Below are 13,840 nucleotides of genomic sequence, written 5' to 3' on the forward strand. Positions count from 1 at the left end.
GGCGCCATGCAGCCTGCCCCCCTTCCTTCCAGATCGGCCAGGGCAGCCCGTCTTCGCCCCGAAGGGGCGCTTCTGGCCGTTGCGGTGCTGCTTTCGGGCTGTTCGGGCGGGTTGCAGCCGCCCGCCAGGCTGGCTTTCGCGCCGGGAACCCCTCCCGCCGCCCTTCATCAGGGCCAGCGCCTCTCCCCCGAAGGCAGCACCGCCTCTCCCGTCATCGCCGATCTCGCCGCCCGCCGCTCCATCCTGCCGCCGGACGGCGCCTTCGCCCGCATTGCCGCCGCCACCCATGCCGCAGCCCCGCAGGTCGAGGCGGCAGAGCTTGGCCTCGCCCGCCTGCGCGCCGAGGCCGCCGCCCGCAACGGCTGGCCCACGATCACCCCCAGCCTCTCGCTCGATGGCATCGCGGGCCTCACCGCTCGGCTCCTGCTGGACCAGCCCCTTCTCGACAATGGCCGCCGCGCCGCCGAACGCGCCCGCGCCAGGGCCGAGCTTGATCTCGCCGCCGTCACCCTCTCCACCCGCCAGAACGCCCGCGCCTTCGACGCCATCGCCCTCTATCTCGATGCCGAACGCGCCCGCCATCAGGCCACCATCGCCGAAACCGCCAGCACCCGCCTGGCCGAGTTTCACCGCATCGTCACCGCCCGCATCGCAGGCGGCCTGTCCGACCGGACCGAAGAACAGATCATCGCCCAGACCATGGCCGAAATGCAGGCCACGCTTGCCGCCGATCATCAGGCCCGTACCCAGGCGCTGGCCGATCTCGCGGTGCAAACAGGCTCTAACATGGCCGAAACCCTGTCTGGCCTCGATCCCCTGCCACCACTTCCCCCCGCCGACGCGCTCGCCATCCTCCGCCAGCAGGCCGAAGGCACCCGCCGCCTGGCCGAGGCGTGGATCGCCCGCGCAGGCGCTCTTCCCGGCCTCTCCGCCACGGCCACCGCGACCGATGACGCCATCACCCCCGGCCTTGCCCTGGGGGGCGTCACCCTCGGTCTCGGCAGCCCGGCCACCCTGGCCGCCGCCGCCGCCACCCCCGATCTCGTCGCCCGCCAGACGCAAGAGGCCCGCCGCGCCGCCCTCCGCGCCCGCACCGAAGCCGAGGGCCGCATCGCCACCCTCCGCATCCGGCAGGCGCAGGGGGCCGAAGTCCTGCGCCAGACCCGCGCCAATCTGGACCTCTATGCCGAACAGTACCGCATCGGGCGGCGCAGCCTGACCGACCTCACCGCCCAGACCGCCGCCGCCGCGCGGCTGGAACGCGATCAGGCCGCGCTGGCCTATGACATCGCCCGCCTCGAACTGGAAATCGCCCGCGATGCCGGGCTCCTCCTCGATGGGGCGCGGCTGTGACGGAACCGGCGGCGCAGCCGCGCGTCCTCGCCTTCGACCTGCACCCCGCCCGCGCCGCTCCGCAGGCGACACCCCCCTTCACCCCGGCCCCGCCTGCCGCACCCAGCGCGCTCCGCGCCCGCGCCGAACTCGCCGCCGTGCTCTCGGCCCGGCTCGGCGGCCGCCTCCTGCCCTCCGACCTGCTCGACCACCTCGCCGCCCTCGGTGCGCCCGAACGCCCCGGCCTTGACCATTTCTCCGCCGCCTTCCGCCGCGCGGGCTATTCCGTCGCCCTCGACCACGACCCCGACCTCGCCACCCTTCCCGCCCTGGCCGAGATGCAGACCGGCCAGCTCCTCCTCATCCTGTCGCGCCATGATGATCGGATCACGATCTACGATCCCACCACCCCCGACCGCAGCGCCGATATCCCGCTTGCAGACTTCACCCCCCATTTCGCTGGCTGGCTCCTCCGCGTCCGCCTCCCCTTTGCCGAGGTCGCCGCCCGCCATGCCGAACCCGGCGAAGAACCGCATTGGTTCTGGTCCGAATTCCGCCACCACCGCCGCGCCTTCGCCGAAGTGGCCGCCGCCTCGCTTACCGCCAATCTTCTGGCCACCGCCGTCGCCCTCTACGCGCTCCAGATCTACGACCGCGTCATCCCCAACCAGTCCGAACCCACGCTCTGGGTCCTCACCCTTGGCGCGCTTCTCGCCATCGCCTTCGACGCCGCCCTCCGCATCGCCCGCGCCGCGCTGATGGACAACGCCGGTCGCCGCATCGAAACCGCCGTGCAGGACAGGCTGATGACCCGCCTCCTGCACCTGCGCCCGGCCCCCGGGCAACGCCAGCCCAGCCAGATCTTCGCCGCCATGCGCGACTTCGGCTCGGTGCGCGAGTTTTTCACCGCCGCCACCATCGGCACGCTGGCCGATCTGCCTTTCCTCGTCATCTTCCTCGCCCTCGTGGCGATGATCGGCGGCAACCTCGTCTGGGTCCTCATCCTCGGCGGCCTCCTGATGATCGTCCCCGGCCTGCTTTTGCAAAGGCGGATGATCGCGCTCACGCAGGCGGGGCAGGGGGCCAATACCCGCGCCGCCCGCCTGCTGTTCGAGGCGGTCTTCGAACAGGAAACCGTCACCACCCTGCGCGGGCAGGACCGCTTCACCCGCCTCTGGAACGAACTCGTCACCCTCTCTGCCCTGCGCGCCTCGGACCAACGCCACCTGACAACGCTCCTCTCCGCCTGGGCGCAAGGCGTGCAACAGGCCACCGGCATCGCCGCCATCCTCATCGGCACCTACCTCGTCTTCGCGGGCAGCTTCACCGTGGGCACCATCATCGCCGTCTCGCTCCTCACCGCCCGCACCCTCGGCCCCCTCTCGCAACTCTCCGCCACCCTCGCCCGCTGGTCGCAGGTCCGCACCGCGCTCGCCGCCCTCGACGCCATCGCCACCGCGCCCCAGACCGAAGACCCCGCCCGCCGCTACCTGCGCCGCGAAACCCTGTCGGGCCGCATCGACCTGCGCGACCTCACCTTCCGCTACAGCCCCGACACCGCCCCCGTCCTCGACATCCCCGCCCTCGCCATCCCGGCAGGCCAGCACGCGGCCATCCTCGGCGCCAACGGATCGGGCAAATCCACCCTCCTGCGTTGTATTGCAGGCCTTGCAGACCCCACGCAGGGCCGCATCCAGATCGACGGCGCCGACATGGGCCAGATCCACCCCCGCGACCTGCGCCGCAACATCGGCTATCTGGGGCAGGAGGTGCGGCTCTTCTCCGGCACCCTGCGCGAAAACCTCGTCCTTTCGGACCTCGAACCCGATGATGACCGCCTCCTCGCCGCGCTCGATTTCGCGGGGCTGGGAAATTTCCTGCGCGGCCATCCCCGCGGCCTCGATCTCGAAATCCGCGAAATGGGCGAAGGCCTCTCCTTCGGGCAGCGGCAATCCATCGGCTGGGCCCGCCTCTGGCTGCAAGACCCCCGCATCGTCCTTCTCGACGAACCCACCGCCGCGCTGGACCAGACGCTGGAATCCACCCTCGTCTCGCGCCTCGGCCCCTGGCTGCACGGGCGCACCGCGCTGATCGCCACGCACCGCCTGCCCATCCTCGGCCTCACCTCCCGCACGCTGATCCTGCAGAACGGCCGCCTCGCCGTGGATGGCCCGCGCGAGGCCGTCCTCGCCCATCTCGCCCGGGCCACCGCATGACGCTCGCCACCTTCGACCCGCCGCTCGAAACCCGCGCCCGCATGCCCTCGCGCATCGTCCGGCTCATCGCCGCCACCGTCGCCGCCTTCCTTCTCTGGGCCGCCTTCGCCTGGGTCGAGGAAATCGTCCGCGCCCCCGGCCAGATCGTCCCCTCCTCGCGCCCGCAGATCATCCAGAACCTCGAAGGCGGCATCCTCGCCGCGCTCCACGTCGCCGAAGGCGACACGGTCGCCGCAGGCCAGACCCTCGCCCAGCTTCACGGCACCCAATACCAGGCGGCCGTCGATGACCTGACCGACCAGATCGCCGCCCTCGACATCCGCCGCCTGCGGCTGGAGGCCGAGATGGCCGGACAGACCCGTTTCACCGCCCCGCCCGACCTTGCCGCCCGCGTTCCCGATATCCTCGCCTCCGAACAGGCCCTGCTCTCTGCCCGCCTCTCCGACCTCACCTCGCGCCGCGCCGGGGCGCAGGCCGTTCTGGAACAGGCTCTGGAAGAGGAAGACATGATCCGCCGCATGGCCGATCAGGGCCTTGCCCCCGAAATCGAACGCACCCGCGCCGAAAAGGCCCGCGCCGATGCACAGTCGCGTCTCGACGACCTCACGACCGAAGCCCGCCTTCAACGCGCCGATGATTACGCCGCCACCCAGGCCGAACTCGCCTCGCTGCGCCAGCGCCTCCGCCTCTCGCAAGACCAACTCGCCCGCACCACGCTCACCGCGCCTATGCGCGGGGTCGTGAACCGCATCGCCGTCACCACCATCGGCGGCGTCGTCCGGCCCGGCGAGGAAATCCTTCAGATCATCCCGCTCGATACGGGCCTCTTCATCGAGGCGCGCGTCCGCCCCGCCGACATCGCCACCCTCCGCGAAGGCCAGCGCGCCACGGTCAAGCTCTCCGCCTATGATTACACGATCTACGGCACCCTGCCCGCCACGGTGACCTTCGTCTCGGCCGACACCTTCCGCGATGAAACCACGCGCGAGGCCGAACCGCATTACCGCGTCACCCTGCGGGTGGACCTGTCGGAACTGACCGAACGCCAGCACTCCCTCGCCATCCGCCCCGGCATGCAGGCGGAGGTAGAGTTTCAGACGGGGGGAAAAACCATCCTGCGCTACCTGACCCGCCCCCTCTGGCGCGGGTCCGAGGCTTTGCGCGAACGCTGACCCTTACGCCACCGCCGCCTGCTTCGCCCGGTGCCGCATCACCAGCGCCCCGATCCCCAGCGCCGACAGCATCAAGGGCAGCGTGCCACCGATGGGGACGGGAGTTACCTCGGGCTCCGCAGCGCCAGCAAGGCGGAAAGCGCCCGTCGACTGGTTCTGCGTGAAAGGGCCGAAGGTCGAACTTACGAAAACTGGTATGGCGCCTTGTGGAAATCCAAGTCCCGTGATTACGCCCTCATCCTGCCCGTTGAACGGTGCTTGCGGAAAAGCGTTCTTGTAACGCTTCAGGACAAAACTAAAGCTAAGTGGGTTCAATGGTTCTGTTGGTGCCAGCCAGTTGAACTTGAAGCTAATGGTCGAAGCATCCACACCAAATGCATAAGATGCAGAGACGTAGGTGTCATTTACGTACATGAGCGCTTCAGAAGCCGAAAGCGCTTGGTTGTAGCCGCTCGGCAAACTGTCCAACGGCCCCGTCTGGAAAAAGAAGCTGTTGTACGCCCCAGACTGAATACCGCCCACTGGCCCCGTCAGCGTCGGCCCATCGACCGTCGCCCCATGCGCTCCTGTCGCCAGCAACATTGCTGCCGCAACTGCCCTCAATATCTTTATCATTTTGTCCTCGTTGGCCCTTCCCCCGCAATCAGCATGACAGAGGGAAATCCAATCGCGCAACATCAATTAAGGTGAATTACGTAATCTGGGCGCACAAAATGGGGGATATCCCCCAAACTCCGTAATGATGCGACGCAGTCGCAGTTCCCACATGTTTTCCACAGGTTTATCCACAGCCTGCGCGGGAAAGATCACGCCCGCATCGTGAACCCCCGCGCAATGTGATTGCGGACGAACCAGATCATTCCCACTCCGGGAATCAGCGACACCACCGTCATCGCCATCACCAGCCCGATATCCGTCTGAAAGGTGAACAGCGCGTTGATCGCCATGGTGATCGGCTTGCCCGCCGTCACCGTCAGGATGCGGGCAAAGACCACCTCGACCCAGGAAAACACGAAACAGAAAAAGGCCGCCACCCCGATGCCCGGCGCAATCGCCGGGATCAGCCGCTTCACCATGAAACCCGGCAGGGAATGGCCGTCCAGAAAGGCCGTCTCGTCAAACTCCCGCGGCACGGCGCGGATGAAACTCTCCAGAATCCAGATCGCAATCGGCAGGTTGAACAGGCAATGCACCAGCGCAATCCCCACCGGCCGGTTCACCAGCCCCACCTGCGCGAACAGGATGAAGATCGGCAGCGACAAAACCACCGGCGGCGTCACCCGGAAGGCCATCATCAGGAACAGGAAATGCCGGTCCCCCACGAACCGGTATCGCGCCAGGGCATAGGCCGCAGGCAACCCCGCCACGATGCACAGCGCGACGTTCAGCAGCACATAGGTCAGGGAATTGGCAATGGATTCCACCAGAACCGGATCGGCCGCGATGTTGCGATAGTTGATCAGGCTCCATTGCCCCTCCACCATCCCCTCGCGCGGCAGGGTGGACATGAAGGACAGCGCAAAGGTCTGCACCAGCGGCAGCAGGATAAAGACCGCCAGCCCACCAAAGACCGCCCCCCGCAGCAGCACGGCCCTCATGCCCCCTCCTCCTGCCGCGACAGGCCCGCCATCTTCACAAAGGCCCAGACAATGGTGATCACGATCAGGAAATAGACCATCGACCGCGCCGCCGCCGACCCATAGCTGAACCCCTTGATCTCCTCGCCCAGGTCGATGGCCAGGAAATGCGTGGCCATGTCCGGCCCCCCCGCATTGATGGAAAAGGCCTCGGTATAGATCATGAAACTGTCCACGAACCGCAGCAGCAGCACGATGCCCATCGGCGCCATGATCCGCGGCAATTCGATGAACCGGAACACAGCCCAGCGCGAAGCCCCGTCAATGGCCGCCGCCCGGTAATATTCCGCCGTGATCCCCGACAGCCCCGCATAGGCCAGGATCACCACCAGCCCCAGCCAGTGCCAGGTATCCATCACCACCAGCAGCACCCAGGTCTGCCAGGCGGTGAATTTCCAGTCGAACACCACCCCCGCCGCCGCCAGCACCTGCCCCACGATCCCCGTCGCCGGGTCGATCAGCCCCAGCCACATCATCGCGATCATGTTCCACGGCACCACCAAGGGCAGCGCCACCAGCATCAGCACCAGCACCGCCCCCCGCGTCCCCCGCAACAGCAGCGCGATCCCCACCCCCAGCGGCACCTGAACCGACAGGACGATGGCGGAAAACATCAGGCTCCGCAGCAGGCTCTCATGGAACCGGGTCGAGGTAACGATCTCCTCATACCACTCCACCCCCACCCAATGCACATCGGCCAGGGAAAAGATGTCATGCAGCGCATAGTTGAACACCGCGATCAGGGGCAGCACCCCCACGAAGGCCATCACCGCCGCCGCCGGCAGCATCAACAGCCAGGCTCCATTCCGTATCGGTGCCATGCGCCCCCATCCGTTCCACGCCCCGATATCCGCATGGAACGCGCCCCCGCGCAACCGCCCCTACGACTTATGTCTCATCCCCCGCCGCCTTGCCTTGTCTCCGGCGCTCCCGCTTTACTTGAACTGCCATCCCCCACCGATGGAGGGACCACCAAGGGAGGAGTCACCATGTGCCAGGTCTTCGCGGGGCAGGACCCCGCCCGTTACGAAAGCATCACCCGCCGCCTGCGCCTGAATGGCCAAAGCACCAGCATCCGCCTCGAACGCGCCTTCTGGGACATCCTGGATGACATCGCCGCCGGCGAAGGCACCACCACCCCGGCCTTCGTGTCGAAGTTGCATTCCGAAGTGCTGGAACAACGCGGCGAGCCCGAGAATTTCACCTCGCTCCTGCGCTGCGCCTGCCTCATCCACATGGACGCCCGCGCCGCCGCCCGCAGCGCCCACGCACTGGCCGCCGAGTGAAAAGCAAAGCGTAGTATAGACCTACTACCCGCCCCCGTTGGACAGGGTCCACACTTCCCCTCAGGACAGTCCTGAATGACCTGACGGAGGAAGACGGTGGCGAAGGCCATACACAGCATGATCCGCGTGCTCGACGAGGCACGCTCGGTATCCTTCTACGACCTGGCCTTCGGCCTCAAGGTCGCGGATCGGCTCGATTTCGACAGTTTCACCTTGATTTACCTGTCGAACCCGGAAACCGGATTCGAACTGGAGCTCACGGTCAACAAGGGCCGGACAGAGCCCTACAACCTCGGCGATGGCTACGGCCACCTCGCCTTCTCCGTCTCGGATGTCGATGCCGAACATGCCCGCCTCACCGCGGCCGGCCTCGCCCCGCGCAAGCTGGTGGATTTCGCCCCCGGCGGCACGGTCATCGCCCGCTTCTTCTTCATCGCCGATCCCGATGGCTACCAGATCGAGGTGCTGCAAAGGGCCGGTCGCTACCTCTGAACCAAACCGGGCAAGGCGGCCGCAGAAGCCGCCCGCCCCGCTTCGCAAACGTCATGCTCAGGGAGGAGACAATGACAAAACCACTGAAAAGCCGGGGCCTGACGCGCCGCCAGCTTCTGTCGCGCTCGGTCGCGGCCGGGGCCAGCCTTGTCGTCGGCGCGGGCTTCGTCGCATCGGGCAACGCCGCCTGGGCGCTCGAAACCACCGCGATCAAGCCGGAATCCATGGCCACCCTCATCCAGATGGCCCGCGACATCTACCCCCATGACCAGGTCGCCGATCAGTTCTATGCCGTGGCCGTCAAAGGCTATGACAGCGCCGAGAACGCCGAAAAGGTCGAGGCGGGCATCGCCGAACTCAACGCCGCCGCCGTCGCCGCGGGCCATGCCGATTACCTGTCCATCGGCTGGGAAGAAGACCGCGTCGCCGTCCTGAAGGCCATCGAATCCGGCGCCTTCTTCCAGACGGTCCGCGCCGGCCTGGTGACCGGCCTCTACAACCAAAAGGACCTCTGGCCGATCTTCGGCTACGAGGGCGAAAGCTTCACGCTCGGCGGCTACATCGAGCGCGGCTTCGACGACATCAACTGGCTGTAAGGGGAGGCGGACCAATGGTTGCGAAATTCGACCTGACCGACGACTCCGTCGTCGTCATCATCGGCACCGGCGCAGGCGGCGGTGTCCTGGCCAACGAACTGGCGCAAAAGGGCGTCAAGGTCGTGGCGCTCGAAGCGGGGGGTCGCTACCTCCCCGAGGATTACATCAACGACGAATGGGAAAGCTTCACCCAGCTTGCCTGGCTCGACGCCCGCACCACCAGCGGAAGCTGGCGGGTGGCGAAAGACTTCGCCGGTCTCCCGGCCTGGATCGTCAAGGCCGTCGGCGGCACCACCACCCACTGGGCGGGCGCCTCGATCCGCTTCCAGGACCATGAATGGAAGGCCCTCACCAATTACGGCAAGGTCGAAGGCGCGAACCTCCTCGACTGGCCGATCGACGCCGCCGAAATGGCACCCTGGTATGAAAAGGCCGAAACCAAGCTGGGCGTAACCCGCACCGGCGACCGCGCCGGTCTGCCGGGCAACAACAACTTCAAGGTCTTCGAAAAGGGGGCCAAGGCGCTGGGCTACAAGGAAGTCCATACCGGGCGCATGGCCATCAATTCCTCCGACTATGACAACCGCATGGCCTGCCAGCAGACGGGCTTCTGCTTCCAGGGCTGCAAATGGGGTGCGAAATGGTCCGCAGCCTATACCGACATCCCCAATGGCGAAGCGACCGGCAACCTCGAAGTGCGCGAACGCGCCCATGTCGCCCGCATCCTGCACAATGACGCGGGCAAGGTGACCGGGGTCGAATATTTCGACAAGGACGGCAACCTGCAATTCCAGGCCGCCCGCATCGTCGCCGTCGCAGGCAACAGCTTCGAATCGCCGCGCCTTCTCTTGAACTCCGCCTCGTCGATGTTCCCCAACGGGCTCGCGAATTCCTCCGATCAGGTCGGCCGCAACTATATGCGCCACACCACCGGTTCGGTTTACGCGATCTTCGACAAGCCGGTCCGCATGTGGCGCGGCACCACCATGGCCGGCATCGTGCAGGACGAGGCGCGCCACGATCCCTCGCGCGGCTTCGTCGGCGGCTATGAACTGGAAACCCTGTCGCTCGGCCTGCCCTTCATGGCGGCCTTCCTCAACCCCGGCGCCTGGGGCCGTGGCTTCACGACCGCCCTCGACCATTACGAAAACATGGCCGGCATGTGGATCGTGGGCGAGGACATGCCGCAGGCCACCAACCGCGTCACCCTGTCCGACACGACAGACCAGTACGGGCTCAAGGTCGCCAATGTGCATTTCGACGATCACCCCAATGACATCGCCATGCGCAACCATGCCTACAAGCAGGGCGTCGCGATCTACGAGGCGGTCGGGGCCACCCGCGCCTTCCCGACGCCGCCCTATCCCTCGACCCACAACCTCGGCACCAACCGCATGTCGGAAAAGCCCGAGGATGGGGTCGTGAACAAATGGGGCCAGACCCACGACATCGCGAATCTCTTCATCTCGGACGGTTCGCAATTCACCACGGGCGCGGCGGAAAACCCGACGCTGACCATCGTCGCCCTGGCCATCCGCCAGGCCGACCACATCGCCCGCGAAATGTCGGCCGGGAACATCTGACCCCGCACCGTGCAAAGACAAAGGGCGGCCCCGCAAAGGGCCGCCTTTTCGTTACCTCCGCAATGTGCTCTGACCGATCCAATCCGATCCGGCATAGCCGATCAAATGCACCAGAACCTCGCGCCGCTCCTCGTCCACCGTGAAGGCGATCACCGCTTTCCGGCCCGCTGGCACGGCGCGCAGTCCCGGTGCAATCTCGGTCCGCAGGCTGCCCTTCAGCGGCACCTCTGACAGGCGCATCACCGCCGCCTCGATCTCTTGCAACCGCCGCTCCGCCGCCTCTGGCCCCGCATAGCGCGTGATCATCTCGGCAATCGCCACCAGATCATCCGCCACCGCCGGGTACAGCCGGACCCGAAAGCTCATTCCGCCCGTGTCTAGGCGATGCGCGACCGGGCCGCTGCAAATCCTTCCGCCGCATCGACATACGCGCCGGGCGGCGTCTGCATTCGCGCCCGGATTTCCGCCGCCATCGCTTCCAGCGCGACCGCCCGCTCTTCTTCGTCCCGGATCATCTGTTCCAGAGCAGCCGCGACCGCCGCGCTCTGCGAGGCGAAAACCCCCTCCGCCACCTTCTCGGTCAGAAAGCTGTGGTGTCGGTCGGTGAAACTCAGCGTGGTCTTGACGGTCATGCGTGCACCTTCGGTATGACTTGGTAATCTAACCCTGCCGACGTCCTCCCGCAACGGCCCGTTGAAGCGATGGTTAACACCACAGCCCCCACCGTGCGCCGCGTGGCCACAGTTTGCTGCACAGTTTGCGGCACAGGATCCGGCACAGCCGTTGCCGTGGTTAACCCGCCCTCCGCTTCACGCTAGCGGTGACGTAATTGCACGAAAGATCACGCGCCGACAGCGACCAGGACCAGCTTACCGGATTGAAAACCATGCCTTTTCTGTCCACCGGTTCCAGCCCCGCCTTGCGGATCAGGTCATAAAGCTCATCCGGCGTGATGAACTTCGCCCAGTCATGCGTCCCCTTCGGCAGCCACCGCATCACATACTCCGCCCCGATGATCGCCATGACAAAGCTCTTCGGGTTTCTGTTCAGCGTCGAACAGATCATCAACCCGTTGTCCTTCAACAGAATCTGGCACGCTGTCAGATAGGCCTGCGGGTCGGAAACATGCTCGACAACTTCCATGTTGAGAACGACATCGAACCGCTCCCCCGCCTCGGCCAGCGCCTCTGCCGTGCTGTGCCGGTAATCAATCTCCAGCCCCGACTGCGCCGCATGCACCTGCGCCACCGGAATGTTCCGCGCCGCCGCATCCGCCCCCACGACCGTCGCCCCCAGCCGCGCCATCGGTTCCGACAGAAGCCCGCCGCCACAGCCAATATCCAGCAATCTCAACCCCTTGAAGGGTTCAGCTTGCGTCAGATCCCGGTCGAACTCTGCCGCGATCTGGGACGTGATATAGTCCAACCGGCAGGGGTTCAGCATGTGCAGCGGCTTGAACTTCCCGTTCGGGTCCCACCATTCCGCCGCCATCGCCTCGAATTTCGCCACTTCGGCGGGGTCCACCGTGGTCGTCACCATCTGCCGTCCTCTTCTTTAACTTTGGCGCAAGGATTTTAGGCGTTATATAGGGCGTCGATGGATCAGAGATCAGGCCAAAAGCGCGCAGTCGAATTTCTCTACCCGCCGATCGACCCTTTCGATCAGCGGATCATCGACATGCGCGATGGTCACCGCATCTATGTCGAACAATGCGGCAATCCCGACGGCATCCCCGTCGTCGTGCTGCATGGCGGGCCGGGTGGCGGGTGCAGCCCCGCCATGCGCCGCTATTTCGATCCCTCCGCCTTCCGCATCATCCTCTTCGATCAGCGCGGCTGCGGCCGCTCCCGCCCCCATGCCAGCGTCTTGCAGAACACCACTTGGCACTTGGTCAACGACATCGAGGTGATCCGCAAGGAACTCGGCATCTCGCGCTGGATCTGCTTCGGCGGCAGTTGGGGCGCGACCCTCGCCCTGGTCTATGCCATCACCTATCCCGACCGCGTGGCCCACATGGTCCTGCGCGGCGTCTTCCTCATGACGCGGGCGGAACTGGACTGGTTCTATGGCGGCGGGGCAGGGGCCTTCTTCCCCGAACTCTGGTCACGTTTCGTTAACGCTATTCCCCATGACGAGCGCGGCGACCTGATCGCCGCCTATCACCGCCGCCTCTTCTCCGGCAATGTGATGGAAGAAACCCGCTTCGGCCGCATCTGGGCCAACTGGGAAAACGCCCTCGCCTCGATCCACAATGACGGCCCCTTGGGCGAAAGCCCGGCAGAATATGCCCGCGCCTTTGCCCGGCTGGAAAACCACTACTTCCACAATGGCGGTTTCCTTGAGGAAGACGGCTGGATCCTGCGCGAACGGGCACGGATCAGGCACATCCCCGCCACCATCATCCAGGGCCGATACGACATGATCTGCCCGCCCGTCTCCGCCTGGAAACTCGCCCAAGGGTGGGAGAATTGCGACCTCCGCCTCATCCCCTTCGCCGGCCACGCCCTCTCCGAACCCGGCATCAGCGAAGGCCTCGTCCGCGCGATGGATGGGTTGCGACGGCATTGATCCATCCTGAGTCATCGGCGCAACAGGCCCGACGCCTTGAATTCCCCCCGGTTTCCTTGCAACAGGCCCTGCCATAGACTGCCGCCGCGGTCGCAGACGGATTGACTTCAACCCCCATTTCGTCTCTCTGGCGCGGCAGTTTTGTTGGTGGTTGCGTATGAACATCTTGCGTCTCCTGACCCTTGCCCTGCGCGGTTGCGCCGTTTCGGCCCCGCCTCGCCTGTCTCGCGAAGCGCGCGACAAGGCCCTCGTCGCAGCCGCCTCTCACGGTAATCTGCGGCTCCAGTTCGGTCAGTTCTTCGTGAAGGCAGATGTTGATGCCAAGTTCGCCCGCTACCGGCAAAAAGGGGTCTGGCAGTAGATCTGATGCCTTTCTGATCTTGCGTCAGGAATACGATCTCGCCGACAGGACCGCCAAGAAAGTCCAGAAATTCGTCCGCCTTGCCGGCGTCCCCGCGATCAACGAGTTGCGCTACGTCGCGCATCATCTCGTCAATACCATCGCGCCGACATCAGACGATGTGGATGGCGAAAAGGAACTCCAGCGCGCCATAAACCACTGCAAACGCGCAACCTATGAGGCAAGCGAGGCTGGTATCCTCTTTGCCTTCGATCGGATTGTCGAGTTCAAGGAAGACTATCGTTCCGTCATCATCTCCTCGGTCGTTCCGGATTGGAACCAAATTCTGGCCCTCTGCGAAACGGTCACGCGCCGCATCGCCGAAACGCGCGAGGCGCGAGAGGACCGGACCCCCGATCACAAGGATTTCGAACAGCTTTTCGACCGTCTGGTTGCCATATGCAACCGACTGGACGCCGCCCGCGACGACATGAACAAGCTTGTCGAACGTGAAAGCCAACAGGCCAGACGCTTCCTGCTGACAACAGTGCTGTCGGTTCTGGGGATCGTCGCCGGTGTCCTCGCTGCCATGGGGGCCGCCTATCTGCAATAGACCTT

At 65.6% G+C, this 13,840-nt stretch carries 16 protein-coding genes; 10 read left to right on the forward strand and 6 right to left on the reverse strand.

Annotated elements, in window-relative coordinates:
* The first annotated feature begins 6 nt into the window (after positions 1-6).
* Genes C0V75_RS23915 through C0V75_RS04935 form a run of 3 tightly spaced genes read left to right on the forward strand, consistent with a single transcriptional unit; the run spans position 7 to position 4,720 of the window.
* Positions 7-1,353, forward strand: a complete 1,347-nt coding sequence (locus C0V75_RS23915) for a TolC family protein (protein ID WP_101919738.1) — start codon at positions 7-9, stop codon at positions 1,351-1,353.
* Positions 1,350-3,548: an ATP-binding cassette domain-containing protein gene (locus tag C0V75_RS04930; RefSeq protein WP_254216373.1), complete on the forward strand. Its 2,199-nt coding sequence runs from the start codon at positions 1,350-1,352 to the stop codon at positions 3,546-3,548. The genes C0V75_RS23915 and C0V75_RS04930 overlap by 4 nt, the downstream gene beginning before the upstream one ends.
* The gene (locus tag C0V75_RS04935; RefSeq protein ID WP_101919739.1) at positions 3,545-4,720 is read left to right on the forward strand and encodes an HlyD family efflux transporter periplasmic adaptor subunit; all 1,176 of its coding nucleotides are present in this window, start codon (positions 3,545-3,547) and stop codon (positions 4,718-4,720) included. Before C0V75_RS04930 ends, C0V75_RS04935 begins: the two co-directional genes overlap by 4 nt.
* A gap of 3 nt (positions 4,721-4,723) precedes the next feature.
* On the opposite strand, the gene C0V75_RS04940 is transcribed toward C0V75_RS04935, so the two are convergent.
* The 3 genes from C0V75_RS04940 to C0V75_RS04950 form a co-directional block, all read right to left on the reverse strand.
* Entirely contained in the window at positions 4,724-5,398 is a 675-nt protein-coding gene (locus C0V75_RS04940) for a hypothetical protein (RefSeq protein ID WP_143710383.1), read from the reverse strand.
* A 128-nt stretch (positions 5,399-5,526) separates the two neighbouring features.
* Entirely contained in the window at positions 5,527-6,318 is a 792-nt protein-coding gene (locus C0V75_RS04945) for a carbohydrate ABC transporter permease (protein ID WP_101919741.1), read from the reverse strand.
* Complete coding sequence (locus C0V75_RS04950; protein ID WP_101919742.1) at positions 6,315-7,178, reverse strand: carbohydrate ABC transporter permease; 864 nt, start codon at positions 7,176-7,178, stop codon at positions 6,315-6,317. The genes C0V75_RS04945 and C0V75_RS04950 overlap by 4 nt, the downstream gene beginning before the upstream one ends.
* A gap of 168 nt (positions 7,179-7,346) precedes the next feature.
* On the opposite strand from C0V75_RS04950, the gene C0V75_RS04955 reads away from it, so the two are divergent.
* From C0V75_RS04955 to C0V75_RS04970, 4 genes are all read left to right on the forward strand, one after another.
* Positions 7,347-7,643 (forward strand): ribbon-helix-helix domain-containing protein, encoded by a 297-nt coding sequence (locus C0V75_RS04955; protein ID WP_101919743.1) that lies wholly within the window; start codon positions 7,347-7,349, stop codon positions 7,641-7,643.
* Positions 7,644-7,739: 96 nt separating this feature from the next.
* Entirely contained in the window at positions 7,740-8,135 is a 396-nt protein-coding gene (locus tag C0V75_RS04960) for a VOC family protein (RefSeq protein WP_101919744.1), read from the forward strand.
* A 71-nt stretch (positions 8,136-8,206) separates the two neighbouring features.
* On the forward strand, positions 8,207-8,731 hold the full coding sequence (locus tag C0V75_RS04965) for a Twin-arginine translocation pathway signal (RefSeq protein ID WP_101919745.1): 525 nt from the start codon (positions 8,207-8,209) through the stop codon (positions 8,729-8,731).
* 14 nt (positions 8,732-8,745) lie between these two features.
* Complete coding sequence (locus C0V75_RS04970) at positions 8,746-10,314, forward strand: GMC family oxidoreductase (RefSeq protein WP_101919746.1); 1,569 nt, start codon at positions 8,746-8,748, stop codon at positions 10,312-10,314.
* 51 nt (positions 10,315-10,365) lie between these two features.
* Here C0V75_RS04970 and C0V75_RS04975 read toward each other — a convergent pair whose 3' ends face one another.
* The 3 genes from C0V75_RS04975 to ubiG form a co-directional block, all read right to left on the reverse strand.
* Positions 10,366-10,680: a type II toxin-antitoxin system RelE/ParE family toxin gene (locus C0V75_RS04975; protein ID WP_101919747.1), complete on the reverse strand. Its 315-nt coding sequence runs from the start codon at positions 10,678-10,680 to the stop codon at positions 10,366-10,368.
* Positions 10,681-10,691: 11 nt separating this feature from the next.
* Entirely contained in the window at positions 10,692-10,946 is a 255-nt protein-coding gene (locus C0V75_RS04980) for a hypothetical protein (protein ID WP_101919748.1), read from the reverse strand.
* Between the two features lie 160 nt (positions 10,947-11,106).
* The gene (gene ubiG, locus C0V75_RS04985; RefSeq protein WP_101919749.1) at positions 11,107-11,853 is read right to left on the reverse strand and encodes a bifunctional 2-polyprenyl-6-hydroxyphenol methylase/3-demethylubiquinol 3-O-methyltransferase UbiG; all 747 of its coding nucleotides are present in this window, start codon (positions 11,851-11,853) and stop codon (positions 11,107-11,109) included.
* A gap of 57 nt (positions 11,854-11,910) precedes the next feature.
* Here ubiG and pip point away from each other — a divergent pair, with 57 nt between their 5' ends.
* The 3 genes from pip (at position 11,911) to C0V75_RS05000 (ending at position 13,835) form a co-directional block, all read left to right on the forward strand.
* Entirely contained in the window at positions 11,911-12,882 is a 972-nt protein-coding gene (gene pip / locus C0V75_RS04990; protein ID WP_101919750.1) for a prolyl aminopeptidase, read from the forward strand.
* Between the two features lie 157 nt (positions 12,883-13,039).
* A complete protein-coding gene (locus C0V75_RS04995) occupies positions 13,040-13,243 on the forward strand; it encodes a hypothetical protein (protein ID WP_101919751.1) in 204 nt (67 codons plus the stop codon).
* A gap of 19 nt (positions 13,244-13,262) precedes the next feature.
* Entirely contained in the window at positions 13,263-13,835 is a 573-nt protein-coding gene (locus tag C0V75_RS05000) for a hypothetical protein (protein WP_101919752.1), read from the forward strand.
* The last annotated feature ends 5 nt before the right edge of the window (positions 13,836-13,840 follow it).

It is taken from the genome of Tabrizicola sp. TH137, from assembly GCF_002855575.1.
Lineage (GTDB): Bacteria > Pseudomonadota > Alphaproteobacteria > Rhodobacterales > Rhodobacteraceae > Paragemmobacter.